Here is a 25979-nt window from a genome sequence, read left to right on the forward strand (position 1 = left end):
CAAGGATTCCAAATCTATCAATATCAATATTGACGGTTCTTGTTTTTTCCGTACACCATATATATATCACATACGGTGCACCGGCTTGTACTACTTGTTTGTTTATCTTAAATCTTTCAAAGAACTCATTCATGCCTATTTCCGTTTTTCTCGGAAATGTTTTGCAAAGATAAAGCGTTTATTTCAAACTACCAAAAAAACATCGAACTTTTTTAAAACTTTTTTGTTTCATCTATGTTCTTCAAATCATCTTGTCAGTTTTAAACTTACCTCTCTTGCTAAGCGGATGCAAAAGTAGTTGATTTCATTTCTTTATCCAAATATATCTACTGTTTTTTCTATTTTTTTTGTGATTATATTTATAAACATCTGATTTACAGATTATACGTAATGTTTATTTCGATAATCCATTTTACAATATCAAAAAGTATACACCATATTATATTATCGCGCGCGACAGACTAAAATGAATATTGGGTAAACATCGGCTCACCTGCAAAATCATAGGAAGAGGGAACGCTCTTAAAGCATCATTTTCTTCTTCGAACAATTTCCGAAAGTCTTCTTGACGCATCATTCAAAAAAAGTTGGGAGCATTTATGCCCTCATGCCCTCACTTCGTACACAACAAACTCATTATAAGCAACTTATGTAGTTATAGTAAAAATTATTGCCCTCACTTATACCCTATGCCCTCACTACGTTTTGAAGCTGATTTCTGTATAACATGCTTACTTTCAGTTATATAAACTTCTTTTTTAGACTATTCCAACTTGATGTAAAATAGGGTGTTCTCGTTTTTTTGCTCGCAAACAGTGTGCATATCTCCACGAAATATAATAGTATCCCCGGTAGTGGTAAAAAGGCCAAGACACTTTTAAAAAAGCCCGTTATCTTTTAAAAAAAGCTCTTGTTCTTTTTTGAAAAGCTCTTGATCTTTTTTAAAAGTGTCCTTATCTTTTGGAAGAGAATAATTTCACTGATGTCTACCGAGATTTTGTTGACAACTTCTATTGTTATTACTCGCTTCTTTTAGCTACAAAATTAATGAACATCGAGCCTTTTGAAGTCATGAAAAGTAACGAATACATTGAAAGAAAAATCATTTACCATTTTCTGACTATCCGCATTTGCAAAACAACGGGTAAGTAACGGAATTCGCAGAAAAATATGCTCCATAATACTCGATTTACCTACCGCCAGCCAAGATAAAAGCCCATAACTATTTGATTATTAATCATTTTTCTACTTTTACAAACAGTAGGAAACACTTTGTTTCCATTAGATAAACTGTATCATTCTGTTTCTTCCTTTTTGATTATTGTCTTCTTTTTCTTCATTCTGCCACTCTTGCGCAAAGCTTCCGCTATAATCCATTGAAGCTGTCCATTCGTGGAACGGAATTCATCCGCCGCCCATTTCTCGATAGCTTCCATGGTTTCCGCATCCATTCTGAGCACAAAACTTTTTATCGTTTCTTTCTTTGCCATCTCCTACACTAATGATTCAACGTTCCGGAATTAATTACCGGCTGTGCTGGCTCATCCGCACAAAGCACTACCAACAAATTACTGACCATAGCGGCTTTCTTTTCTTCATCCAGTTCTACAATTCCATCCTCGGCTAATTTATCCAAAGCCATTTTAACCATAGAAACAGCCCCCTCCACTATTTTTTCGCGCGCTGTAATAATAGCACTTGCCTGCTGACGACGAAGCATCACCGCTGCAATCTCCGGAGCATAAGCCAAATAATTGATTCTGGCCTCTACTATTTCCATACCTGCCATAGCCAGACGCTCATTAAGCTGACGTTCCAGCTGGTCATTAATCTCCTCACCTCCGCCACGCAAGGTCAGCTCATTCGTATCATGCTCATTGTCATCGTAAGCATACTGTCCGGCCACCTGACGGAGGGCCGCATCACTCTGCACACGTACAAAATCCTCAAAGGCATTCATACGCCCTGCCACGCTGACACTTGCCGTCCCTGTCCCTTTACTGTCCGCCATCGTCTGCGCGTCAATCTCAAACATCGCCTTATAAGTATCTTTCAATTTCCAGACCAAAACCAGCCCTATCAGAATAGGATTGCCAATCTTATCATTCACCTTTATCGGCTCCACATCCAGATTACGGGCGCGAAGAGACAACTTCTTCTTGTTCATGAAAGGGTTTACCCAAAAGAAGCCTGTGTTTTTAAAAGTGCCTTTATATTCACCGAAAAACACCATCACACGTGCCTCATTAGGTTCTTGAGAAAAATATCCCGGAAGCATCAGCACAAACAACAATACCAGCATAAACAAAACAGGAATAGATAACCAAGGTAGTTGCCCAAAAATCAAAAAGTTCAGGAATACTAGTGCAGGCAACATAACCAAGTTAAAAAACAAAGCCATAAACCCATTAATTACCAGCTCATTGTAAGACATTTCTTTTGTTTCCATAATGATTTATTTTTGATATTATTATGATATCACAAATCAAACAATACTTCTTGAGATAAACAAACTGATTTATATGTTATACGACAGAAGCAAACAAAATATTCACCAAAATGCAATAAGAAACTCCTACTTTTTTTGACCTAAATCAATAAAATTGAGATATCGATTAAAAATATGCTGTAAAACATATATTATAACGAACAGACTCCTTATCTTTGTGTTGTAAAACATAAAAAGATATTTTTTTAGTAGCTACTAAGGTAAAAAGAAAGATTGTTTAAAGAAGGCCAACCGGGAGGTGCGCCTGCTATTTATGAGTGTTTTTAGGTATTAATTAAAAAAAGAAAGGATAACATTATGAAAAAGGTAAAAAACATTTTTCACAAAATTGCTAACGCTGATCCTATGATTTGGGGTTACGTTATGTTGAACGAAACAAAGTAAATTAGAACCAATACAGGGCAACCCCCTGTAGGACTATAAAAAAGGACGGTTATTTAACCGTCTTTTTTATGCCCTTTTACGGGATTTCCACTATCTTTGTCCATTCATTTTCAAACGTATGGACAAAATGCAAGTAGACACCCATAATAAAGAGTTTCAAGATGCCTTGAACCTTATCCAATATACACGTCAGTCAGTATTCCTCACTGGAAAGGCGGGTACAGGTAAATCTACTTTTCTAAAATATGTTTGCGAAGTAACCAAAAAGAAACATATAGTACTGGCTCCCACAGGTATTGCAGCTATCAATGCCGGCGGAAGCACACTGCATAGTTTTTTTAAATTACCATTCTATCCACTTTTACCGGATGATCCTAAATTCAGTTTGAAAGATGGAAAGTTACATAGCTTTCTAAAATATACTTCCGCTCATCGAAAACTGATAAAAGAAGTAGAATTAGTGATCATCGATGAAATTTCCATGGTTCGGGCAGACATTATTGACTTTATAGACAAAATATTGCGGGTATATTCACAAAATATGCGTGAACCATTCGGAGGCAAGCAAATATTGCTGGTAGGAGATGTTTTTCAACTTGAACCAGTCATTAAAAATGACGAACGTGAGATAATCAACCGCTTCTATCCCACCCCTTATTTCTTTTCGGCACGGGTCTTTCAGGAAATGGAGCTGGTATCCATAGAACTGACAAAAGTATACCGCCAGTCGGACAAAATTTTTGTTAACGTATTGGATCATATCCGGACCAATACTGCCGGAGCAGCCGACTTGCAACTACTGAACACCCGTTACAACACTCACATAGAAGAAAATGAAAGTGATATGTATATCACACTTGCTACCCGGAGAGATACCGTAGACTTTATCAATGAAAAGAAATTATCTGAACTACCTGGAGAATCAACGATTCTGACCGGTGAGATACACGGAGAATTTCCAGAAAGCAGCCTTCCCACCCAAATGGAACTGGAAGTAAAACCAGGAGCACAAATTATTTTTATAAAAAACGATTACGACCACCGTTGGGTGAACGGTACGATTGGCACCATTTCAGGTATAGACGAAGAGGATACATTATATGTTATCACAGAAGACGGACAGGAATTTGACGTTAAAAAAGACAGTTGGCGCAATATACGATATAAATATAATGAACTAGAAAAAAAAATAGAAGAAGAAGAATTAGGAGTATTTATACAATATCCTATCCGTTTGGCATGGGCCATCACGATACACAAAAGCCAAGGATTGACTTTCAGCAGGGTCGTTATTGATTTTACAGGAGGGGTGTTTGCCGGTGGACAAGCCTACGTAGCATTGAGCCGCTGTACTTCACTAGACGGCATCCAACTAAAAAAGCAAATTACACGTGGAGATATCTTTGTCCGCCCGGAAATAGTAAAGTTCTCGCAACGATTCAATAACCGCCAGTCCATTGAAAAAGCATTGAAGCAGGCACAAGCTGATGTACAATATGTAGAAGCGGTACAACACTTCGACAAAGGTGATTTTGAAAGATTTCTAGAACAATTCTTTCTTGCCATCCATTCACGTTATGATATCGAAAAGCCTTTGATCAAAAGATTTATACGTAAGAAGCTGGGAATCATCAACAATTTGAAAGTCGAAAACAAACGGCTAAAAGACCAATTCCATGTACAACGCAAAAATCTTGAAAAATATGCCCGCGAATATTATTTAATGGGAAATGAATGTATCATCCAGGCACATGATTCACGTGCTGCTATTGCCAATTATGACAAAGCGATTGAATTGAATCCTTCTTATACGGACGCTTGGATACGTAAAGGTATCACATTACATAATGACAAGGAATACTACGAAGCCGAAGTTTGTCTGAATGAAGCGGTACGCCTTAGTCCCGCTTTATTCAAAGCTATTTACAATCGAGGAAAAAACAGACTGGCATTAGATAATATAGAAGGAGCTTTGGGAGATTTTGACCGGGCTGTTTCTTTAAAGCCGGAACATCCGAAGGCCCATGAATATTTCGGAGACGCATTGATGAGAGTCGGAAAAGAAGAGGAAGCCGCCCTACAATGGGCTATTGCGGAACGCTTGCGTGAAAAAAAATCTAAAAATTAAAATAACATGCTTTTAAGACTTTATAATAAGAATAATAATCCCAAAGATCTGGAAGAAGTAATCCGGATATTGGAAGAGGGAGGGTTAATTATTTACCCTACCGATACGATGTATGCCATAGGATGTCATGGTCTGAAAGAACGTGCAATAGAACGTATCTGCAAACTGAAAAACATTGATCCACGTAAAAACAATTTATCCATTATCTGTTACGACTTAAGCAATATCAGCGAATATGCCAAAGTAGACAACAGCACATTCAAGCTAATGAAACGCAATCTTCCCGGACCGTTCACTTTTATCCTGAATACGGGAAACCGTCTGCCCAAAATATTCAAGAACCGTAAAGAAGTAGGTATACGCGTACCAGACAACAACATCATCAGGGAAATATGCCATATACTAAAAGCACCAATCATGACCACCACGTTGCCTCTGAAAGACGGCGAAGACATAGAATATATTACCACTCCAGAACTGATAGAAGAAAAATTCGGCAAAGAGGTAGAACTAATTATTGATGGAGGTATCGGAAGCATAGAACCTTCTACCATTGTGAACTGTACAAACGGAGAAGCAGAAATTGTACGTCAAGGTAAAGGTATTCTGAACGATTTTTAATCTGAATTGTTTTATATATTAGAAATGTCAAATTAAAGTAAATTTATCATGTTATTAGCATCTGAAACAAGTATTCAATTAACCAATGCATTAGAGAAACTTATCGACTCCGGCATTCAATTAGGAGAAAGAGTATTAGGAGCACTTATTATTTTTATAATCGGAAAGTTCCTCGTAAATTGGCTGAACAGACTTTTTGCACGTATTTTGGAAAAAAGAAAAGTGGACCCGAGTATCCAGTCATTCCTAAAGAGTATGGTGAATATCTTACTGCTCATCATGCTGATTCTTGCTGTGATAGGGAAATTAGGTATCGAACTGACAGGATTCGCCGCACTTCTCGCTTCTGCCGGTGTTGCCATCGGTATGGCACTGTCTGGTAACTTACAAAATTTTGCCGGAGGACTGATTATCTTATTGTTCAGGCCTTATAAAGTGGGGGACTTTATCGAAGCTTCTACCGGTGCCTCGGGAACAGTAAAAGAAATACAGATTTTTCATACTATTCTTATCACTGCAGACAACAAGATGATATATGTACCTAATGGAGCCATGAGTAGTGGGGTCATTACAAATTACAGCAAACTGGACACCCGCCGTATAGAATGGAATTTTGGCGTGGACTACGGAGAAGACTATAATAAAGTAGAAAAAGTATTGCGTGAAATCATTGCCAATGATAAACGTATTCTCACCAGTCCTGCCCCTTTTATTGAATTAGGAGAACTTGCTGCCAGCAGTGTAAATATAAAAATCCGCGTATGGGTGAATAGTTCGGATTACTGGAACGTATTTTTCAGTATGAATCAGACTGTTTATACTACTTTTAATAAAGAAGGAATTAACTTCCCATTCCCACAGCTTACTGTACATCAAGCCTAACGTCAGAAATCTTTAGAACACGAATGACGCAATTGTCACAAGCTTGATCTTATCAATCATGTGTCATTTGCGTCATTTGTATGCTATCACAAGATTTATTTTCTATCCGCTTTCAAACGATCAGCCATAGCCTTAGCCAACTCCTTTGCCTGAGTGTTAGTTTCGGCCTTCATGCTATGTTTCATTTCTACAGGATTTCCGACAGGCTCAAATTTCAACTTATCATTAAACTCTGCAATTTTCTTCACAGCAGCGCTAGCCCATGTAAATGAGCCAAAATATCCCAGATAACGTCCCTTTATCTCGCGAGAAGCCAGCTTGCTCAGCAGAGCTTCCATTTCCGGATACATCTGAGTATTATAAGTGGGGCATCCCACAATCAGTCCTTTATATTTGAATACATCCGCAATAATAAAAGAATGACTGGTATGAGAAACATTATGCATCACGATATTACGAATTCCCTGCTTGCTCAGTTCTTCTGCAATAGCTTCTGCCACCTCCTCTGTATTACCATACATCGAGCCATAAGCTATTACAACCCCTTCTTCGGCCTCATAACGACTCAAACGGTCATAAATACGTACCACACGAGGAATTTCCTCTGTCCATACCGGACCATGAGTAGAACAAACAGTCGTTATTTTCAAGTTTTGCAATTTCTGTAAGGCCTTCTGTACCGGCGCACCATATTTGCCTACAATATTAGAATAATAGCGCACCATTTCATTCCAATAAATATCTGTATTAATATTTGTATCAACTACACCACCATTCAATGCACCAAAACAACCGAAAGCGTCACCGGAAAACAAAATACCTTCCGTTTCATCAAAAGTAACCATCGTTTCGGGCCAGTGAACCATCGGAATCAATGAAAAGCGCAGTCTATGATGTCCCAAAGCTAGAAAATCTCCTTCACCCACTACATAACGCTCACCGCCTACACCATAATACCCTTCAATCATTTCGAAAGTCTTCTTGTTACCGACAATCACAATGTTAGGATAATATTGCTTGATCAAACTGATAGAACCGGAATGGTCTGGTTCCATATGATTTATAATCAAATAATTGATAGGTTTATCACCGATAATGCTACGAATTTTCTTCAAATAAACCTCAAAATAGCATACGTCTACTGTATCCACCAAAGCGACCATCTCGTCGTCAATCAAATAAGAGTTATAAGACACACCGTAAGGTAACGGCCACAAGTTCTCAAACAAAGCCTTGTTACGGTCATTCACTCCCACATAATGTACTTTTCCTTTGATTTCCATATCTGTTTTCTTCTTTTAATATTTATAGTATTTGCCTTGCCAGGCATCTTTTTCTCTCATCCGTTTTTTCACCTTATCCGTAAATTCATAATTTTTCAATCCCCAATCAGGAGCTATCAACAATTCTTTAGGTGATTGGGAAACAAAACGCTCCAGTACGATGTCCGGACGAAGATGTTCTATATAATCAATAACCAAATCAACATATTCATCAGCTGTATAAAGATGGAAAGCTTCAGGCTCTTTCACATATTCACTCGCCATGCGCGTACCTTTAATAAGTTGTAACTGATGCAGCTTTAAAGTAGTCAGAGGTAATTGTGAAAGTACTCCTGCCTGTCTGATTAACATTTCTCTTTCTTCTCCGGGCAAACCAAGAATTATATGCCCTCCTACTAAAATCCCTCTCTCTGCAGTCTTCCGAACAGCCTCCGCAGAAACGGCGAAAGTATGTCCCCGGTTTATCCGGCGCAACGTTTCATCATCCGTACTTTCAATGCCATACTCCACTAATACAAAAGTGCGTTTACCAAGATCTTCCAAATAATCCAGTAATGATATCGGCATACAGTCCGGACGAGTTCCTATCACCAGTCCTACCACATCCTCTACCATCAGTGCCTCTTCGTATTTTCTTTTCAACTCTTCCAGTTCCCCATACGTATTGGTATAAGCCTGAAAATAGGCCAGATATTTCATTTCCGGATATTTGCGTACAAAGAACCGCTTTCCTTCTTCCAACTGCTGAGTAACAGACTTTCCCGTATGGCAATAGGCCGGATTAAATGTTTGATTATTACAATAAGTGCAACCTCCGTATCCTACCGAGCCGTCACGGTTAGGACAAGTAAATCCGGCATTAATAGAAATCTTCTGCACTTTGCAAGGAAAGTGCATAGCTAAAAAGCCGGATAAGTCGTTATAAAGCATCTCTCTGTTCATGAACTTATTTTGCGGGACAAAGATACGTATTTTCAAACAAAAGTTTTACCTTTGTCTTTGATTATCATTTAAAGAATTTATCTATTATGAGAAAATTAAGTATATTTATTATTTTATTCTTCTGCTTGCTGACAGTCAGAGCCCAACAAGTAAGCTTGCAAGACGTAGCAAACAGAACGTATCGTGCCGAAGGAATCAGAGGTATCAAACCGATGTTGGATGGAGAACATTATACCCAAATGAGTGCCGATGGCAAAAAAATCATACAGTATTCTTTCAAGACCGGCAAAGAAACAGGTACCATCTTCGATGTAAATACGGCCCGTGACTGTAGCATCAAGTCATTTGATGACTATATCATGTCACCCGATGAAAAACTGATTCTAATACAGACTGAAACCAAACCTATTTATCGTCGTTCGTTTACCGCCAATTACTATATTTTCAACGTAAAAAACAATAAAATGGAACCGCTCTCAGAAAACGGTCCACAACAGGTTCCTTTATTCTCGCCGGATGGCAATCAGATAGCTTTTGTACGTGATAATAATATCTATCTGGTAAAATTATTGTTTGGCAACAGTGAATCACAAGTAACCAAAGACGGCAAATTCAACGAAGTGCTAAATGGTATTCCCGACTGGGTATATGAAGAGGAATTCGGCTTCAACCGTGCTTTCGACTTCAGTGCAGACAGCCAGATGCTTGCCTATATCCGTTTTGATGAGAGTCAAGTACCTATGTATTCTTTTCCATTATACAAAGGTATGGTTCCCGCATTAGAGAAATTCAGCACTTATCCGGGAGAATATGAATACAAATACCCTATGCCAGGAATTAACAATTCCAAAGTAACCGTTCATACTTTTGATATAAAAAGTAAGGTAACCCGCAAGATGAACTTGCCTCTAGATGCAGACGGTTATATCCCTCGCATCAAGTTTACGGATGATGAGAATGCGTTGGCAATCATGACTTTGAACCGTCATCAAAACCGTTTCGACCTCTATTTTGCCAATCCACGAAGTACATTGTGTAAACTGATGGTACGTGATGAAGCTCCCCAATACATTAAAGAAGAAGCCTACTCCAACATCGTTTTCTATCCAAAAAACTTTGTGGTGATGAGTGAAAAAGACGGTTATAACCATCTCTATCTTTACACTAGCGGAGGAAACCTGGTTAAGCAAATCACAAAAGGGAACTTCGAAGTGAAAGATTTCCTGGGATGGGATGAAGCTACCAACACATTCTATTTTGAAAGTAATGAAGGTAGTCCGCTACGCACCGCTATCTACAAAGTGGACGGCAAAGGTAAAAAGACCAAACTATCCAAACAGGAAGGAACTCATAAAGCTATTTTCAGTAACAATATGAAGTATTACATCAATACTTTCTCTAATATCAACACCCCTCCTGTCATTACCCTTAATGACAATAATGGTAAAGAATTGGCAACCTTAGTAGATAATAACACATTGAAACACCAAGTTTCACGTCTGAATATGCCAAGTAAAGAACTATTTAGTTTCAAGACCAATGACGGTGTGGAATTGAATGGTTGGATAATGAAACCCGCAAATTTCAATCCGAACAAAAAATATCCTGTTATCATGCACCAATATAGTGGACCGGGTTCACAAGAAGTTGCAGACAAATGGGGAATTGGAGCCCGTAGAGATGGCGGCATGTTCGAAGCTTATATGGCCGGTCAAGGCTTCATCATGGCTTGTGTAGACGGACGCGGAACCGGTGGCCGAGGGTCTGATTTTGAAAAATGCACCTACTTGAGTTTAGGAGTAAAAGAATCGAAAGATCAAGTAGAAGCCGCCAAATACTTAAGTACACTACCCTATGTAGATGGTAACCGTATCGGTATATGGGGATGGAGCTATGGAGGTTACAATACATTAATGTCCATGAGTGAAGGAACACCGATATTCAAAGCTGGAGTAGCTGTTGCAGCTCCTACAGACTGGCGTTTCTACGATTCGGTATATACAGAGCGCTTCATGCGTACCCCCAAAGAAAACATGGAAGGTTACAATGCTGCATCTGCTATTAACCGTGCCAACAAACTGAACGGTGAATTGTTGCTGATCCACGGCACAGCAGATGATAATGTACACTTACGTAACAACGCAGAATACAGTGAAGCATTGGTACAGGCCGACAAGCAATTTGACATGCAAATCTATACCAACCGCAACCATGGAATCAGTGGAGGCAACACAACTAAACATTTACTGACTCGCGTAGCCAATTTCTTTATTGATAATTTAAAATAAAAAACCATTCACCACAGATTATACAATTTTACATAAAAACCGAATGAAAACAATTTGCATTGGTATAATCTGTGGTGAATTATAAATCTAATATCATCATGAATCACGTTAAAAAACCAGACTGGCTTAAGATAAACATAGGGGCAAATGCTCGATATACCGAAACCAAACATATTGTAGATTCCCACAAACTACATACCATTTGCAGTAGCGGACGATGTCCCAATATGGGAGAATGCTGGGGAAAAGGTACTGCCACTTTTATGATAGGTGGCGAAATTTGTACCCGTTCCTGCAAATTTTGCAACACACAGACCGGACGACCTCTTCCGTTAGACCCTGAAGAACCTACCCATGTAGCAGAGTCCATTCAACTCATGAAATTATCTCATGCCGTTATTACCTCTGTAGACCGTGATGATCTAGATGATTTGGGTGCTGCCCATTGGGCTAAAACGATTTCAGAAATCAAGCGCTTGAATCCGGAAACCACAACCGAAGTTTTAATCCCTGATTTTCAAGGAAAGAGCGAACTGATTCAGCTAGTCATTGACGCCAAACCAGACATCATCTCACACAATATGGAAACCGTACGCCGCATCAGTCCCCTGGTACGAAGCGCAGCCAACTATGCAACCAGTTTAAAGGTCATCAAACAAATAGCCAATAATGGTATTACAGCTAAATCCGGTATTATGGTAGGTTTGGGAGAACGCCCGGAAGAAGTAGAAGAAGTCATGGACGATTTATTGGCACAAGGCTGCAAGATACTTACTATTGGCCAATATCTACAACCTACCCACCGCCATTATCCGGTAGCGGAATATATTACTCCCGATCAATTTAAACAGTATAGAACAATTGGATTAAAGAAAGGATTCCGAGAAGTGGAAAGCGCACCTTTGGTACGTTCCTCCTATCATGCAGAAAAACATATAAAATTTAAAGGGTAACGAGTAAACCAACTTTATATCTTTTTTGTTATAAAGATATAAATAGAGATAGAGAGAATGAAATCGTTACTGGAATACAAGAATTTAATCATGTCCACAGGGTTAATACCAGCCATTGTATGCATGATTTTCTGCATTTTCTTTCAAGATGCAGTTGTTTTGTATGTCTGTAGTTTGGCTAGCATTATTTATATCCTATACAGACTTGTCAAACCTCCTGTTTATCAGCCAAATCTAGTATTACTACATGGAACTTTGGCATTAATCATTGCATCCATCATAAAAGGCATAAGCGGAGATATGCTTATTCCGGACCGAACAGTTCCCATTACGCTAGAAATACTGATACTCTGTTTTTCACTACTCTATCTCATGGTCCCCAATTTTTATACAAAACTATTCTCCTACTTTCATTATAAGATATCTATTCTGAACTGTTGGGCCACACAGGTTATAGCTGTTTTATCCGGCATTCACCTGTTTGCTTCCTGCATAATTTATTTATTTTTCAGTCCACTATCTTATAATACCCTTTACGCTATGACCCACATCATCCCTCCTTTGATATATGTCATTTGCATTATTGTCAATCATGCATTTGTGAAAACAATCAGTTTAACCTATAAAAAAATGCCTTTTTTACGTATCGCCCCTATTTGCAATGGAAAGATCTATGTTGCTCCCCGCAGTTATCAAGGTGAAGAACCCGGCAAGTTGGACATACCTATGGAAGACTACATTTATGCCTGCAAGACAGATACGGATAAATATGCCAAAGAAGTAGAAAATAAATATAGCAACCATATTACCGGACAACCGGAACCACGCTTCAGTTTGAAACATTTGGTAAAAGAAACCAATGGAGTTAAAAAAACCATCATGCTATATATTCTTCCTTTAAACGATGAAGAACAGATACATTTTACCGGAGGAAAATTTGTAACTCCCGAAGAAATAGAAATGAATTCTGCCCAATATAGTTCTTTTCTAAAAGAAGAAATAGATCATCTGAACATAGTGACACAGATGTGGGAGGAATTTAAATGAATATCTGTTATCGCATTACTTATAAATCAAGAAAATACAGGGAATCTTCGATAAATCCGGCAATTTCCCCTGCCACTCCTTTATTGTCTTAGTCTTTATATATTCTCCTTCACACGTAATATTGGCAGCAATACAAAGTTTGGTTTGCGGACGGCAATTCTTAAGAATATCTTCCGCCATCTTATTATTACGATAAGGAGTTTCAATAAAAAGCTGCGTCTGATCTTCTGCATAAACACGCTGCTCCAATACCTTAATACGTTTCGCACGCTCACCAGGCTCAATAGGCAAATAACCATGAAAAGCAAAACTCTGTCCATTAAAACCCGATCCCATAACAGACATAATAATAGAGGAAGGTCCTACCAAAGGCACCACTTTAAGATTCTTACGCTGAGCAATAGCAACCACGTCCGCTCCAGGATCAGCAACAGCCGGACAACCGGCTTCAGAAATAACTCCCATGGACTGTCCGGCCAACAAAGGTTTCAGATAACCGGAAATATCTTCAGGAGAAGTATGTTTGTTCAATGGATAAAAAGTCAATGCATCTATGTCAATCCCGCGATCTACCTTTTTCAAAAAGCGACGTGCCGAGCGTACATCTTCTACAATAAAATGTTTGATGCCGAGAATGACCTCTTTATTATACACAGGCAACACATTTTCCACAGGAGTTTCGCCTAATGTGACAGGCAATAGATACAAAGCAACTTCCATCATACTACTAATCAATCAAAATATCAAGGTTTGAAATCTGTTTCAGCCAACATCTGATGATAATCCGTCTTAGCCAACAAATCCTTTATTGTCATATCAGGATGCTTTTTCATATATTCATCAATCAGCAAAATCCCCATCCATACTCCAATACTTGCAGGAGTTTTCTCACCCATAATAGAAATAAAGGGATCCTTGCGTATATAAGTACGTACAACAAGGGGATCGGTAGCATATAAATGACCATTTTCAACCATTGTCTTCCACAGACTTGTTTTATTCTTCCTGCACCACTCAGCCTCATCCTCACTATATCCCATCTCTTTCTCAAAAGATTCATACCCTAAAATATGAGCCACTATCCAATTTATCTTTCCACGATGCATAATCATATCTAATAAAGTACGACCAGGCTGCCATGGCAAAGGATACTGACTCAGCAAATAAAAGGTAAAACAATCCGGAACAATACGATCAGGCTCCATACTGCGACATTGATAGTCATAATAGAAGCGTTTATATAAAGGATAATCTGCTCCCATATACTTATCAATACTAAAACCCAAAATACTATCCCCAACTACAACAGACTGATTCAGAGCAGCTATTTGAGCATAAAAATGAGGAACGAACAATGTAGGAACCTCTTTTTTCAAACGTTTGAAACCTTTGGTCAGTTTTTCCTCAACCCAACCAAGATCCTTAAATTTCTCTTCGGCATCGTGCATCAAAGTCAATAAAGTAGAATCCGAATAATATTCCAACATCCGGTCGTTAATCTTCATGTCATCCACCTCACCTATCGCCAATACATCTTCTATCAACAGCTTGGTAACCTGAGGATAGTCCGTATTCATTTTTTGCAGTGCCGAGAAACTATTCATCGTGACATACTCATACTGCAAACGATCATAACGGGCAACTCTTACATCCACATCAGCAGTATTGCCACTCTTCCCATCCCACTGACAGGAGGAAAGAGCAACAAGACATACTACTAATATGAATATAATTTTGCGCATCATCTATTTCTTATCCGTAAATGATGTTTCCGTTTTCGTCTTTATATTCATCCAGACCTTTTTCATAAGTTGCCATAGCACGCAAACTCATACCTACACTGGAGAAACCTCCATCATGATATAAATTCTGCATAGTCACTTTACGAGTCAGGTCAGAGAACATTACAATGCAGTAATCTGCACATTCGTCTGCCGAAGCATTGCCTAATGGTGACATACGGTTAGCAAAGTCAAACAGCTTATCCATACCTTTCACACCTGAACCGGCAGTAGTCATGGTCGGTGACTGAGATATGGTATTCACACGCACATGATGTTCACGACCATAAATGTAACCAAAACTGCGTGCGATAGATTCAAGCAATGCTTTTGCATCCGCCATATCATTATATCCATAGAATGTACGTTGTGCAGCAACATAACTCAAAGCCAGAATTGAACCATACTCCGCAATAGCATCCAGCTTTTTAGCAGCTTGAATCATTTTGTGGAACGAAACGGCAGATATATCCAGAGTCTTGCTCAACATATCATAATCGAGGTCATCATAAGTACGTTTCTTACGAACGTTAGGAGACATACCGATAGAATGCAGAACGAAATCTATTTTTCCACCCAATATTTCCATCGAACGTTTGAAAACATTCTCCAAATCTTCTACGCTGGTTGCATCTGCCGGAATTACCTCACAATTCAGTTTCTCAGCTAAAGCAGAAACTTCTCCCATGCGGACAGCTACCGGAGTATTGGACAATGTAATGGACGCACCTTCTTCTACAGCCTTTTCAGCAACTTTCCATGCGATAGACTGTTCGTTCAATGCACCAAAAATAATACCTCTTTTTCCTTTCAACAAATTGTAACTCATACCTTCTTTATTGTTAAATTAGTTTGCAAAGATACAAACAAATAAATTAATCATAGCTTTTTTTGCACACAAATGAAGAAATAATGCAATTATAAAACTAATTTTTACCATTTAAGGTTTCAGCTAAATGAGAATTTAACAAAAAATCCACTTATTCTATCAAATAGTGCACATAAAGGACAATTCTTTCAGCTATATTTGCCATCGAATTAAGAGGTTTTTTCATAATATTTATTTAAGGTTAGAATTAGGTTAACATGAAACATTATTGCTGCTCCCGTAAATAGCCCGTGAGGGTCTTTTACGGGAGAGTGATAAGACTTCTTAAAGCAACAATCAACTAGATAATTATTAATCTTAAACATATATAATACCAATGACTACTTTAATAAAGAAGATTCTATTACTTCCTGCCACATGTTTAATTCCTTTTTTGACCGGATGTAATAATTGTCCGTCTACGACTATTGTAGAAGATATTATAGATCCCGCCATCTATACAAGCCTCCCTTTCAAGATGGATAAAGTTGAACAACCTACTTTCCCAGACTATTCGGTAAACATCATAGATTTCGGTGCCAAGCCAGACGGTATTACTTTAAACACAAAGGCTATTAATGATGCAATCCAACAGGTTAATGCCAAAGGCGGTGGTAAAGTCATTATCCCTGAAGGCTTGTGGCTGACCGGTCCCATCGAACTATTGAGCAATGTGAATCTATATACAGAAAAGAATGCGTTAGTATTATTCAGTGCAGACCATTCACTATATCCCATTATAAACACTTCTTTTGAAGGTTTGGAAACCCGTCGTTGCCAGTCTCCTATTTCAGCACGTAATGCTGAAAATATAGCGATTACAGGCCACGGAGTATTTGATGGTAATGGAGACACATGGCGTCCGACCAAGAAAGATAAACTGACTGAAGGCCAATGGAAAAAATTGGTCGCCTCCGGTGGTGTGGTAGATGCCGACGGAAGAATCTGGTATCCCAGTGAAGGTGCATTGAAAGGTGCTATCCTGTCAAAAGACAACTTCAACGTACCTCGTGGAGAACTTACCGATTCTGACTGGGACTACATGCGCGACTGGTTACGTCCTGTATTGCTAAGTTTCATCAAATGTAATAAGGTATTGCTGGAAGGAGCGACATTCAAAAATTCACCCAGTTGGTGCTTACATCCGCTATCATGTGAAAATATTACAATTAATAAAGTTACAGTTTCTAATCCTTGGTACTCACAAAACGGAGATGCTCTTGATTTGGAATCATGTAATAAAGCATTGATTATCAACAACTCATTTGATGCAGGAGATGATGGTATCTGTATAAAGTCAGGAAAGGACGAACAAGGGCGCAAACGCGGTGAACCTTGTCAAAATGTTATCGTTATGAACAACACCGTATTACATGGACATGGAGGTTTTGTTGTAGGTAGTGAGATGTCAGGAGGTGTAAACAACATATATGTAGACAATTGTACTTTCATGGGTACAGATGTTGGATTACGCTTTAAAAGTAATCGTGGGCGTGGCGGATTGGTAGAGAATATCTACATCAGCAATATCAACATGATTAATATTCCGAACGAAGCATTAATATTCAACTTATACTATGGTGGAAAAGGTCGTGGTGAAGATCCTAATCAGGATGAAAAGAAAGCAGAAACTACCATCCCTCCTGTAACAGAAGAAACTCCGATATTCCGTAATATCTTTATCAAAGATGTAACCTGTAACGGAGCAGGCAGGGCTGTGTTCTTCAATGGCTTGCCTGAGATGAGAATCAAGAATATCAATATGGAGAATATCATCGTATCTAATGCTAAAGAAGGTGTAGTATTAAGCGAAGCCGACGAAGTTAATATGAAAAATATCAAAATAGAGTTATTAAAAAGTGGAAAGAACTTGAAGATGCAAAATGTTTCCAATGTAACGATAGACGGAAAGAATCATGCTGAAATCGGGGCACAAGGAGAAGAACTCAACTTCTAATTCTTACACCCATTAGTGCATTTCTCCACTTAATTTATAAAAATAGTAAAGCACGGATTGCACGGATAAACACGGTTTTCATACTAACACTGTGTAATCCGTATGATCCGTGCTTAAAATAATAAACTATACATCATTATGAAAAAGCGCTCAATTATTATCCTCACATTATTAGCAGGATGCTTTACCAACTCTTTTGCACAAAAAGGCGAAAAGACACTGACCGTAGAAGTCAGCAATGAATGGACTCAAAATAAGACCGACGAACCGATAGTGATAGATTTAAATAACCTGAAAGCAGGTTTCAACATCAAATCCGCCACTGTATGGGAAGGTAATAAAGAAATTCCGTCCCAACTGGACGATCTGAACGGTGACGCACGTGCTGACGAACTGGCTTTCCTCATCGATATGCCAGCCAAAAGCAACAAAAGTTTCCGTATAATTCTCTCTTCAGAAAAAAGTGAAAAAAACTATCCGGCACGTACTTATGCCCAAATGAAAGCTTACGGACATAACAACAAATTCGCCAATATTACGGGATTTTCAGCGGCAGGAACCGAGAATGTATATAGTTTTGTTTACCATCACGGACCGGCTATAGAGAGTGAATTAGTTGCCTATCGTATCTATTTCAACGAAAAACAGACGGTAGATCCATATAGCAAAGTAAATAAAAGACTGGAAATAAAAGAGACTTGTTTCTACCCTACCAAAGCGCAACGTGCCAACGGCTACGGAGATGATGCGCTACGTGTTTACAATAGTGGTGGTGTAGGTGCATTAAAAGGTTGGAATGGTACTGAAGCGACCCACATAAAACCAGTAGTAAACCGCACGGAACGTGTACTAGCCTCCGGTCCTGTACGTGCCATCGTCGAAGCAGAAGTCATCGGTTGGGAATATCAAGGGAACGATTTGAACATGATCAATCGATATACCATCTATGGCGGTCATCGGGACATGAAGGTAGATGTCCTGTTTGACCGTCCGCTTAAACAGGAAGTCTTTGCAGCAGGTGTACAGATTCTGAAAGAAGGAGGTCACATGAGCGACCATAAAGGACTGACTGGAAGCTGGGGAACCGACTGGCCCGTCACAGACACCATAGGCTATGTGAAGGAAACAACAGGTATGGGAACTTTCATTCCTAAATATATCGGTAAAGAAGTACAAGACGGTTCAAACTACTTATATACCTTACAAGCACCGGGGCAACAGCATTTCCACTATTACGTTACTTTCACCTCAAAAAAAGAAAGTTTCGGATTTAAAGATATGAAAGACTGGTTCAATTATCTTCCCCAATGGAGAAAAGAATTGGAACATCCTTGCAAAATTACGATTAAATAAAAAATCTAAAACCATGAAACGACTAATCACTCTCTGTCTGCTAGGAGGCTGTTTTTTATCTGCTCCCGCACAGAATTATGTATCCCAAGCCTGGGTGGCCGACCAAGGCAATGGGACCTACAAAAATCCAGTCCTGTATGCGGATTACTCCGATCCGGACGTTTGCCGTGTAGGAGACGATTATTATTTGACCTCATCCAGTTTCAACTGTCTGCCCGGTTTACAAATATTACACTCCAAAGACCTTGTCAACTGGACTATCATAGGTGCGGCTGTACCCTACGCACTGCCCCCTGTTACCGATGTCCGTCCTGAACATGGCAACCGTGTATGGGCACCCAGTATCCGCCACCATAACGGTGAATTCTATATATTCTGGGGTGACCCGGACCAAGGAGCATTCATGGTGAAAGCCAAAGATCCGAAAGGTCCCTGGAGCGAGCCAGTTTTGGTGAAAGCCGGAAAGGGCATCATCGACACGACTCCATTATGGGATGATGACGGTCGTGTATATCTGGTTCACGCTTATGCAGGAAGCCGGGCCGGACTGAAAAGTGTAATTACAATTTGTGAGCTAAGTGCTGATGCAAGTAAAGCTATCACACAATCCCGTATCATTTTCGATGGTCATGAAGCACATCAGACTTGTGAAGGGCCCAAATTCTATAAACGTAATGGATACTATTACATCTTCCATCCGGCAGGCGGCGTTCCTACAGGATGGCAAGTCGTACTTCGCTCAAAAAACGTATACGGTCCATACGAATGGAAAACAGTATTAGCGCAAGGCAACTCTCCCGTCAACGGGCCTCATCAAGGCGGTTGGGTAGACACCCCTACGGGAGAGGACTGGTTCATGCACTTCCAAGACGTAGGAGCTTACGGACGCTTAGTCCACCTGCAACCTATGAAATGGGTTGATGACTGGCCCGTTATAGGTGTTGATAAAGACGGCGATGGTTGTGGCGAACCTGTTCTGACTTATAAAAAGCCTAATGTAGGTAAGAACTATCCTATTTGTACCCCGCAAGAAAGTGACGAGTTTGATGGTTATACATTGTCTCCTCAATGGCAATGGCAGGCTAACATCAATGAAAAATGGGCGTATTTCAACGGAGGAGAAGGATTTGTACGTCTATACTCCTACCCAGTTCCCGAAGATTATAAAAGTTTATGGGATGTTTCTAATCTGATGCTACAAAAAACCCCGGCTCCCAATTTTACTGCCACCACCAAACTTACTTTCAAGCCGACAGAAAAATATAAAGGTGAACGTACGGGACTGGTTGTAATGGGAATGGATTATGCCGGATTAGTTGTTGAAAACACAGACAACGGACTTGTCCTGTCACAAGTGGAATGCCTGAAAGCCGATCGGGGGGCTACTGAAAAAGTAAATGCTTCCGTTCCCTTAAAAGACGGCACAATCTATCTTCGCGCTAAATTTTCTGCAAAAGGAGACAAGATTAAAGCCAGTGAAGGCGGTCACGACTTATTAGTGAAATGTAACCTCAGTTACAGTACGGACGGCAAGAAATTCCAGCCATTAGGAGAAACTTTCCAAGTAAAAGAAGGTAAATGGATAGGAGCCAAGGTAGGTATCTTCTGTACGCGCCCCGCTATTGTAACCAATGACGGAGGATGGACGGACGCTGACTGGTTCAGAATTGAAAAATAAAGAAAATATTCATAATACATTGTACTTTTTGCATTTTTAATCCATGAAAGTCGTATATCGTGTCGGTTAAATTCCTAATTTTGTGCCGCAAAAGGCATCCATGAACAATAATGCAAGAAAATACAATAGATATAATGAAGTAGACGAAAGGATACTAGCTCTCTTTGCAGAAAACAAAGAAAAGGCCTTTCGTCTACTGTATGATACTTATTATCTCCCTTTATGTCTCTACTCTGTACAGTTCACAGGTTCTGCGGAAACATCAGAAGATATCGTACAGAATTTATTTGTGAGTTTTTGGGATAAAAACTCGCATACCACTATTTCCTCCAATCTGCACGCATGGCTATTCAATGCCGTCCGTTTCTCCTCACTGACCAAAGTACAACGGGAACGTTACTTTTCTTTAGACGAAATGGAAGAAGAATCTTATTCTCCTATCGATGATTTTTATGATGAAGAAGAGCTATTGCAAAAAAGGAATCAATTACTGGCCGAATTAAAAAAATTGCCGGAACAAGAGTATAATGTTTTAGTCAAAATTATTCTAGAAGACAAAAAATACAAAGAAGTAGCTGAAGAGCTCCATATTTCCATAAATACAGTAAAAACCCACCTATCACGCGCACTAAAAATGTTGCGTCGTTTCAATATGACAGAAATCCTAATCTTATTTAATTTATAAATTTCTTCAGATTTTTGTCACCCATTTTGTGTAATTGTGATACTTCTGTTAAACAGTACAACAATTATGCAAAAGAATAAAACAGAAATCCTAATTCAAAAATACCTGTCCCATCAACTCAATGAACAGGAATTTGAAGAATTAAAGCAATGGATTGCAAAGGACGCATCGCATAGAGAAATTTTTGTGAAGTTACTTTCACTCCATCATGTAAACAACCAACTTAACTTATTACATCAGTTTGATAAAGAAGGCTCATGGAAGTCACTTCAAAATCGTTGTAACCAATCCGGTAGTATTTACCGCCGTATCGTAGTCTATTCCTCAGCCGCTGCAATAGCAATACTGATAGGGATTACCTCCATTTTATATTTCAATGACCGGAACCTAGCACCTGTTATTACCCAAAGCGAACAATCACAACAATCACCTCTTTCCCAAAATCCAGAAACTCCTAAAGCCACCTGGGTACAAGCAAACCAGTCTGTAGTTCCACTTTATAACAGCCAACGGGAAATCAATGGAAGTCGTATCAACAATGGAGAGATCACATTCCCACAAGAAAGTAATTATCCTCATAAACCAGAACCGGATGCTGAATTATTACAGAATAAAATCATAGTACCCAAAGGCTCGGAATACGCAATAGTACTGGCTGACGGCACAAAAGTAAAAATGAATGCGGACTCCCATATCAACTTTCCGGTTCAATTCGGAGATACCCGGGAAGTTACTTTGGAAGGAGAGGCCATGTTTGAGGTTACACACGATGAAGCCCGCCCTTTCATAATAAAAACACACGACCATACTATTTATGTATTAGGAACAACTTTCAATATCTCGGCTTATCCCGATGAAGAATTATCAGTAACCTTGATTGAAGGAAAATTAAAGGTAAATGCTCCATCAGGTGAATATTATCTACTACCAGGCGAACATTACTCTTCTGCACAATCAAAAGTTTACAAAGTAGATCCTGAATTCTATATTTCATGGACTGAGGGCGCTATGGAATTTGACGCAATGCCATTTCCCTTGCTGATAGCCCGTCTGTCCCGATGCTATAATGTAGATATTCAAATAGCATCCAAGGAATTAGAAACCATGAAATTCACCGGAGTTATTTTCCGCAACAAGCCTTTGGACTTTGCACTAGACATCATTCATCGTGTATCCGACGTCAAGTTTGAGAAAAAGGGAGAAACCATATTAGTAAAAAAACAATAATCAAGCCCTGTATAACAGGAATATTCTAAATTATTAAATAAGTTATTTGAGTTTTATGAAAAGAAACGAGCTTTGGAAGAGTTTAGTAGCTAAACCTCCAAAAATGAGGTTTTTAGTAATGCTAATGTGCATATTCTGCACATTCAACGCTGTGTTTGCAAATGTATCAGCTGATAAGACAGTCACTATCAAAAGTGAAAACATCAGTGTGAAAGAAGCCCTTAACATGGTCAAAAAGCAAACCGGAATTAATATCATGTACGAAGATGCAACTTTGAACAATGTACCTTTGAAACTAACATTAAACAAAGAACCTTTAGAGCAAGCACTTTCAGTGATTTGTAGCCAGGCAGGTATGCGTTATGAGTTAGTGGAAAACAATTATGTGTTAATATTACCGATTGACAGAAATGCCAAACGCAGAACGATTACCGGAGTTATCAAAGATGATACGGGTGAACCGGTCATTGGAGCTTCTATTGTCATCCAAGGTACAACTTTCGGTACTGTAGCCAATATGGATGGGCAGTTCATGTTGTCTTATCCCGAAAATACTAAAAACGACGAACTGATGATCAGCTTTATCGGTATGCAGACGGTTAAGGAGAAAATTGGTAACAGACATGTCTTCAATGTAAAAATGGAAAGTGAAGTAACTAATCTGGACGAGGTTGTCGTAGTAGGTTACGGCACTTCCTCCATTAAGGACTTGACCGGTTCTGTTGCTTCAGTAGGTTTAAAACAATTGAGCCAATTAAACACTCCTAATGTAACCTCCATGCTTCAAAACTTGGCTGCCGGTGTACAGGTATCCCAAAATACAGGTGTTCCAGGTGAAACTGTCCGTGTACGTGTGCGGGGTGCCACGTCATTGACCGGTTCCAATGAACCCTTGTATGTGATCGACGGAGTTCCTGTAGAAGATCCCAGTATGCTGGATGCAATTTCGCCCAATGATATCCAGTCTATGGACGTACTAAAAGACGCTTCTGCGGCTGCTATCTATGGTTCTCGCGCCGCAAATGGTGTAGTTATCGTTACCACTAAAAAAGGAGTGGAAGGTTCCAAACCTACCGTCAGCTTCAACTACAATGTTACCACTGATGTTCAAATTAAGAACTTCCGTATTTTATATGGTGATGAATGGCGAGAAACAGTACGCCGCTTTGCCAAAGAAACCTTGGTATATGATCCGTCCAACCAATATGCATTGGAAATTCTTGAACCTAATTCCACTGCATTAGGCAGTGCCAACACCAATTGGTTTGATGAAGTGAAACAAACTGCTATCCGCCATAATGCCGACTTGACTGTAAGCGGAGGTAGTAAAGTATCTAAATACCTTATTTCATTATCAGTATTCGATCAGCAAGGTATGGTCAAAGGAGGTGACTTAAGCCGATATAACGCACGTGTGTCTACAGAAATGAACGTGCTGCCTATCCTTCGTTTTGGTATTAATGCCAATATGAGTTATACAGACCAAAATAATGCGAACACATCACTATTTAGTGCGCAAGGATTCCGTCCTGACCTTCCTATATATAATGATAACGGTGAATTTGATATGTCCACAGGTCAAGCCAACCCGGTAGCCAACACCTATAAGAAAAATCATGATAATATTTACCGCATCATGGGAACCGTATACGGAGAAGTTGATATTTGGAAAGGATTCCGGTTCCGTTCCAGTTTATCGGGTAATTTACAATTTACTGAAAACAATTCATTCAGTCCAAGTTTTCTAAGTACTAGAAATGAAGCCAGTGGGTCAGAATATCATTATAAATATTCAAAAACCGTATTCGACAATACATTGAATTATAACTATGAGTTCAACAAGAATCATGTTTTGGATGCCGTAGCCGGTATCTCCTTTGAACGTGGTATAAGCCGTAGTACAAGAATGAATAGCCAGACTTATCCGGATAATGATATTTACACCAATTTAGGAAGTGCCGCAAGCATCTCATCTTGGGGTAACGGATATAATGCAAGTGGTCTGTTCTCTTCATTTGCCCGTATCAATTATAAATTAATGGAGCGCTACCTGTTCACTTTTACAGGGCGTTATGATGGTTCATCCATGTTTGGTTCGAACAACCGTTATGGTTTCTTCCCTTCAGGAGCCATTGCATGGCGTATCTCTCAGGAAAAATTCATGAAAAACCTGACATTCATTAATGATTTGAAATTACGTGCCAGCGTAGGTACTACCGGTACCCAAAACTTAACCAGCTTCTCTAATCGTGATTTATACGAAGCAACCAGTTATAATAACCTGTCAGCCATTATACATAAACAAGTGGGTAACCGCGACATCCGTTGGGAAAAATCGACCCAATATGATTTAGGTCTTGATTTCGCATTGTTCGATTACCGACTGACCGGTTCTATCTCCGGCTATATCAAAGATACCAAAGACTTGATCTGGTCATTTGATTTCCCGCCCAGTGCAACCGGTGGCTCTATGCAGATGAACCGTAATATCGGAGCATTGACCAACCGCGGTATTGAAATAAACCTGGTAGGCCGTGTATTATCTACTAAAGACTGGAACTTGGACCTGACCTTGAATATGTCACATAACAAGAATAAAGTCACCAAACTGGTTGAAGAAGGTAGAGCACAATCAGCTATGAATGTAGTAGTTCAAGGCAGCTATGCCGACCAAGTATTGGCTGTAGGCTATCCAATGGGAGCTTTCCATGGTTATGAATATGCCGGGATCATACAAGATCAAGCCAGAATAGATGAATTGAATGCCTATGCTAAATCAAAGGGACAAAGTTATTACGATGGTAACTCATTAAAACCGGGACATTTGGAAATTAAGGATTTAAATGGAGATGGAATCATCAACTACAATGACCGTGTTATTATCGGTAATCCGGATCCGGATCTGTTCGGCGGTCTGACTGCCAATTTATCTTATAAACAATTCAGCCTGTTCGCCAACTTCGGATATCAGATCGGTGGTTTGAAGATTTATAACAAAACATTGCAGAATCTACCCGGACAATTAACCGGTTTGATTGACTATGGATTGAATGACAGATGGTCTGACACCAACAAAGATGCCAAATACCCGGCCTTGTATATAGGTGACGGTGTACCTAGACTAACCGATCATGAATTGTTTAATGCCTCCTTCTTCCGTTTGCAGGAAGTGCGTCTGACTTATAATTTACCTTTAAACAAAGTAATTAAAGGACAACTATTTGTCTCGGCTACCAATTTGTTCACGCTCACCTCTTATCCGGGAACAGACCCTGCTACCGTAAACAGTAACAGCAACTATGGCGGTAACTATGAAACCTCCACTTATCCGGGTTTCCGCTCTTTCTCGGCTGGTTTAAAAATTAACTTATAATCATTTAAATGTATAATCGA

At 39.3% G+C, this 25979-nt stretch carries 19 protein-coding genes; 12 read left to right on the forward strand and 7 right to left on the reverse strand.

What is annotated here, in order from left to right; all coding sequences use genetic code 11:
• Positions 1 to 1295 precede the first annotated feature (1295 nt).
• A complete protein-coding gene (locus RE317_RS04405) occupies positions 1296 to 1490 on the reverse strand; it encodes an Arc family DNA-binding protein (protein ID WP_117873742.1) in 195 nt (64 codons plus the stop codon).
• A gap of 8 nt (positions 1491 to 1498) precedes the next feature.
• The gene (locus RE317_RS04410; protein WP_005845921.1) at positions 1499 to 2449 is read right to left on the reverse strand and encodes an SPFH domain-containing protein; all 951 of its coding nucleotides are present in this window, start codon (positions 2447 to 2449) and stop codon (positions 1499 to 1501) included.
• 571 nt (positions 2450 to 3020) lie between these two features.
• Here RE317_RS04410 and RE317_RS04415 point away from each other — a divergent pair.
• The 3 genes from RE317_RS04415 to RE317_RS04425 are packed head-to-tail and all read left to right on the forward strand — an operon-like array spanning position 3021 to position 6524.
• The gene (locus RE317_RS04415; RefSeq protein ID WP_005848915.1) at positions 3021 to 5021 is read left to right on the forward strand and encodes an AAA family ATPase; all 2001 of its coding nucleotides are present in this window, start codon (positions 3021 to 3023) and stop codon (positions 5019 to 5021) included.
• Between the two features lie 6 nt (positions 5022 to 5027).
• On the forward strand, positions 5028 to 5642 hold the full coding sequence (locus tag RE317_RS04420; RefSeq protein WP_005848917.1) for an L-threonylcarbamoyladenylate synthase: 615 nt from the start codon (positions 5028 to 5030) through the stop codon (positions 5640 to 5642).
• Positions 5643 to 5690: 48 nt separating this feature from the next.
• A complete protein-coding gene (locus tag RE317_RS04425) occupies positions 5691 to 6524 on the forward strand; it encodes a mechanosensitive ion channel family protein (protein ID WP_005845913.1) in 834 nt (277 codons plus the stop codon).
• Positions 6525 to 6619: 95 nt separating this feature from the next.
• Here the strand turns inward: RE317_RS04425 and RE317_RS04430 are convergent, their stop codons facing one another.
• Positions 6620 to 7807: an FprA family A-type flavoprotein gene (locus RE317_RS04430; protein WP_005845911.1), complete on the reverse strand. Its 1188-nt coding sequence runs from the start codon at positions 7805 to 7807 to the stop codon at positions 6620 to 6622.
• Positions 7808 to 7822: 15 nt separating this feature from the next.
• Positions 7823 to 8749: a TIGR01212 family radical SAM protein gene (locus RE317_RS04435; RefSeq protein WP_005848922.1), complete on the reverse strand. Its 927-nt coding sequence runs from the start codon at positions 8747 to 8749 to the stop codon at positions 7823 to 7825.
• A gap of 86 nt (positions 8750 to 8835) precedes the next feature.
• Here RE317_RS04435 and RE317_RS04440 point away from each other — a divergent pair, with 86 nt between their 5' ends.
• The 3 genes from RE317_RS04440 to RE317_RS04450 all read left to right on the forward strand — a co-directional run bounded on the left by RE317_RS04440 (position 8836) and on the right by RE317_RS04450 (position 13037).
• Positions 8836 to 11037 carry a S9 family peptidase gene (locus tag RE317_RS04440; protein ID WP_008667741.1) on the forward strand — a complete coding sequence of 734 codons (2202 nt, stop codon included), beginning with the start codon at positions 8836 to 8838 and terminating at the stop codon, positions 11035 to 11037.
• Positions 11038 to 11135: 98 nt separating this feature from the next.
• Positions 11136 to 11990, forward strand: a complete 855-nt coding sequence (lipA, locus tag RE317_RS04445; RefSeq protein ID WP_005848926.1) for a lipoyl synthase — start codon at positions 11136 to 11138, stop codon at positions 11988 to 11990.
• Positions 11991 to 12047: 57 nt separating this feature from the next.
• Positions 12048 to 13037 carry a hypothetical protein gene (locus RE317_RS04450; protein WP_008667743.1) on the forward strand — a complete coding sequence of 330 codons (990 nt, stop codon included), beginning with the start codon at positions 12048 to 12050 and terminating at the stop codon, positions 13035 to 13037.
• Positions 13038 to 13052: 15 nt separating this feature from the next.
• On the opposite strand, the gene RE317_RS04455 is transcribed toward RE317_RS04450, so the two are convergent.
• From RE317_RS04455 to RE317_RS04465, 3 genes are read right to left on the reverse strand one after another with little or no spacing between them, the layout of a single operon-like run.
• Positions 13053 to 13757, reverse strand: a complete 705-nt coding sequence (locus RE317_RS04455) for an SAM-dependent methyltransferase (RefSeq protein ID WP_032934791.1) — start codon at positions 13755 to 13757, stop codon at positions 13053 to 13055.
• A gap of 23 nt (positions 13758 to 13780) precedes the next feature.
• The gene (locus RE317_RS04460; protein ID WP_005848930.1) at positions 13781 to 14782 is read right to left on the reverse strand and encodes a hypothetical protein; all 1002 of its coding nucleotides are present in this window, start codon (positions 14780 to 14782) and stop codon (positions 13781 to 13783) included.
• 7 nt (positions 14783 to 14789) lie between these two features.
• The gene (locus RE317_RS04465; RefSeq protein WP_005845903.1) at positions 14790 to 15647 is read right to left on the reverse strand and encodes an enoyl-ACP reductase; all 858 of its coding nucleotides are present in this window, start codon (positions 15645 to 15647) and stop codon (positions 14790 to 14792) included.
• Between the two features lie 376 nt (positions 15648 to 16023).
• On the opposite strand from RE317_RS04465, the gene RE317_RS04470 reads away from it, so the two are divergent.
• The 6 genes from RE317_RS04470 (at position 16024) to RE317_RS04495 (ending at position 25959) form a co-directional block, all read left to right on the forward strand.
• Positions 16024 to 17643, forward strand: coding sequence for a glycoside hydrolase family 28 protein (locus RE317_RS04470; protein ID WP_005848933.1), 1620 nt, complete (start codon positions 16024 to 16026; stop codon positions 17641 to 17643).
• 138 nt (positions 17644 to 17781) lie between these two features.
• Positions 17782 to 18996 carry a DUF4861 domain-containing protein gene (locus RE317_RS04475; RefSeq protein ID WP_008782437.1) on the forward strand — a complete coding sequence of 405 codons (1215 nt, stop codon included), beginning with the start codon at positions 17782 to 17784 and terminating at the stop codon, positions 18994 to 18996.
• Positions 18997 to 19009: 13 nt separating this feature from the next.
• A complete protein-coding gene (locus RE317_RS04480) occupies positions 19010 to 20674 on the forward strand; it encodes a glycoside hydrolase 43 family protein (protein WP_008667747.1) in 1665 nt (554 codons plus the stop codon).
• A 100-nt stretch (positions 20675 to 20774) separates the two neighbouring features.
• The gene (locus tag RE317_RS04485) at positions 20775 to 21359 is read left to right on the forward strand and encodes an RNA polymerase sigma factor (RefSeq protein ID WP_008782436.1); all 585 of its coding nucleotides are present in this window, start codon (positions 20775 to 20777) and stop codon (positions 21357 to 21359) included.
• 66 nt (positions 21360 to 21425) lie between these two features.
• On the forward strand, positions 21426 to 22586 hold the full coding sequence (locus RE317_RS04490) for a FecR family protein (protein ID WP_005848941.1): 1161 nt from the start codon (positions 21426 to 21428) through the stop codon (positions 22584 to 22586).
• Positions 22587 to 22641: 55 nt separating this feature from the next.
• Positions 22642 to 25959: a TonB-dependent receptor gene (locus tag RE317_RS04495; protein WP_057098885.1), complete on the forward strand. Its 3318-nt coding sequence runs from the start codon at positions 22642 to 22644 to the stop codon at positions 25957 to 25959.
• Positions 25960 to 25979 lie beyond the last annotated feature (20 nt).

This window comes from Phocaeicola sp. GP0067 (genome assembly GCF_031119655.1).
GTDB lineage: Bacteria > Bacteroidota > Bacteroidia > Bacteroidales > Bacteroidaceae > Phocaeicola > Phocaeicola vulgatus.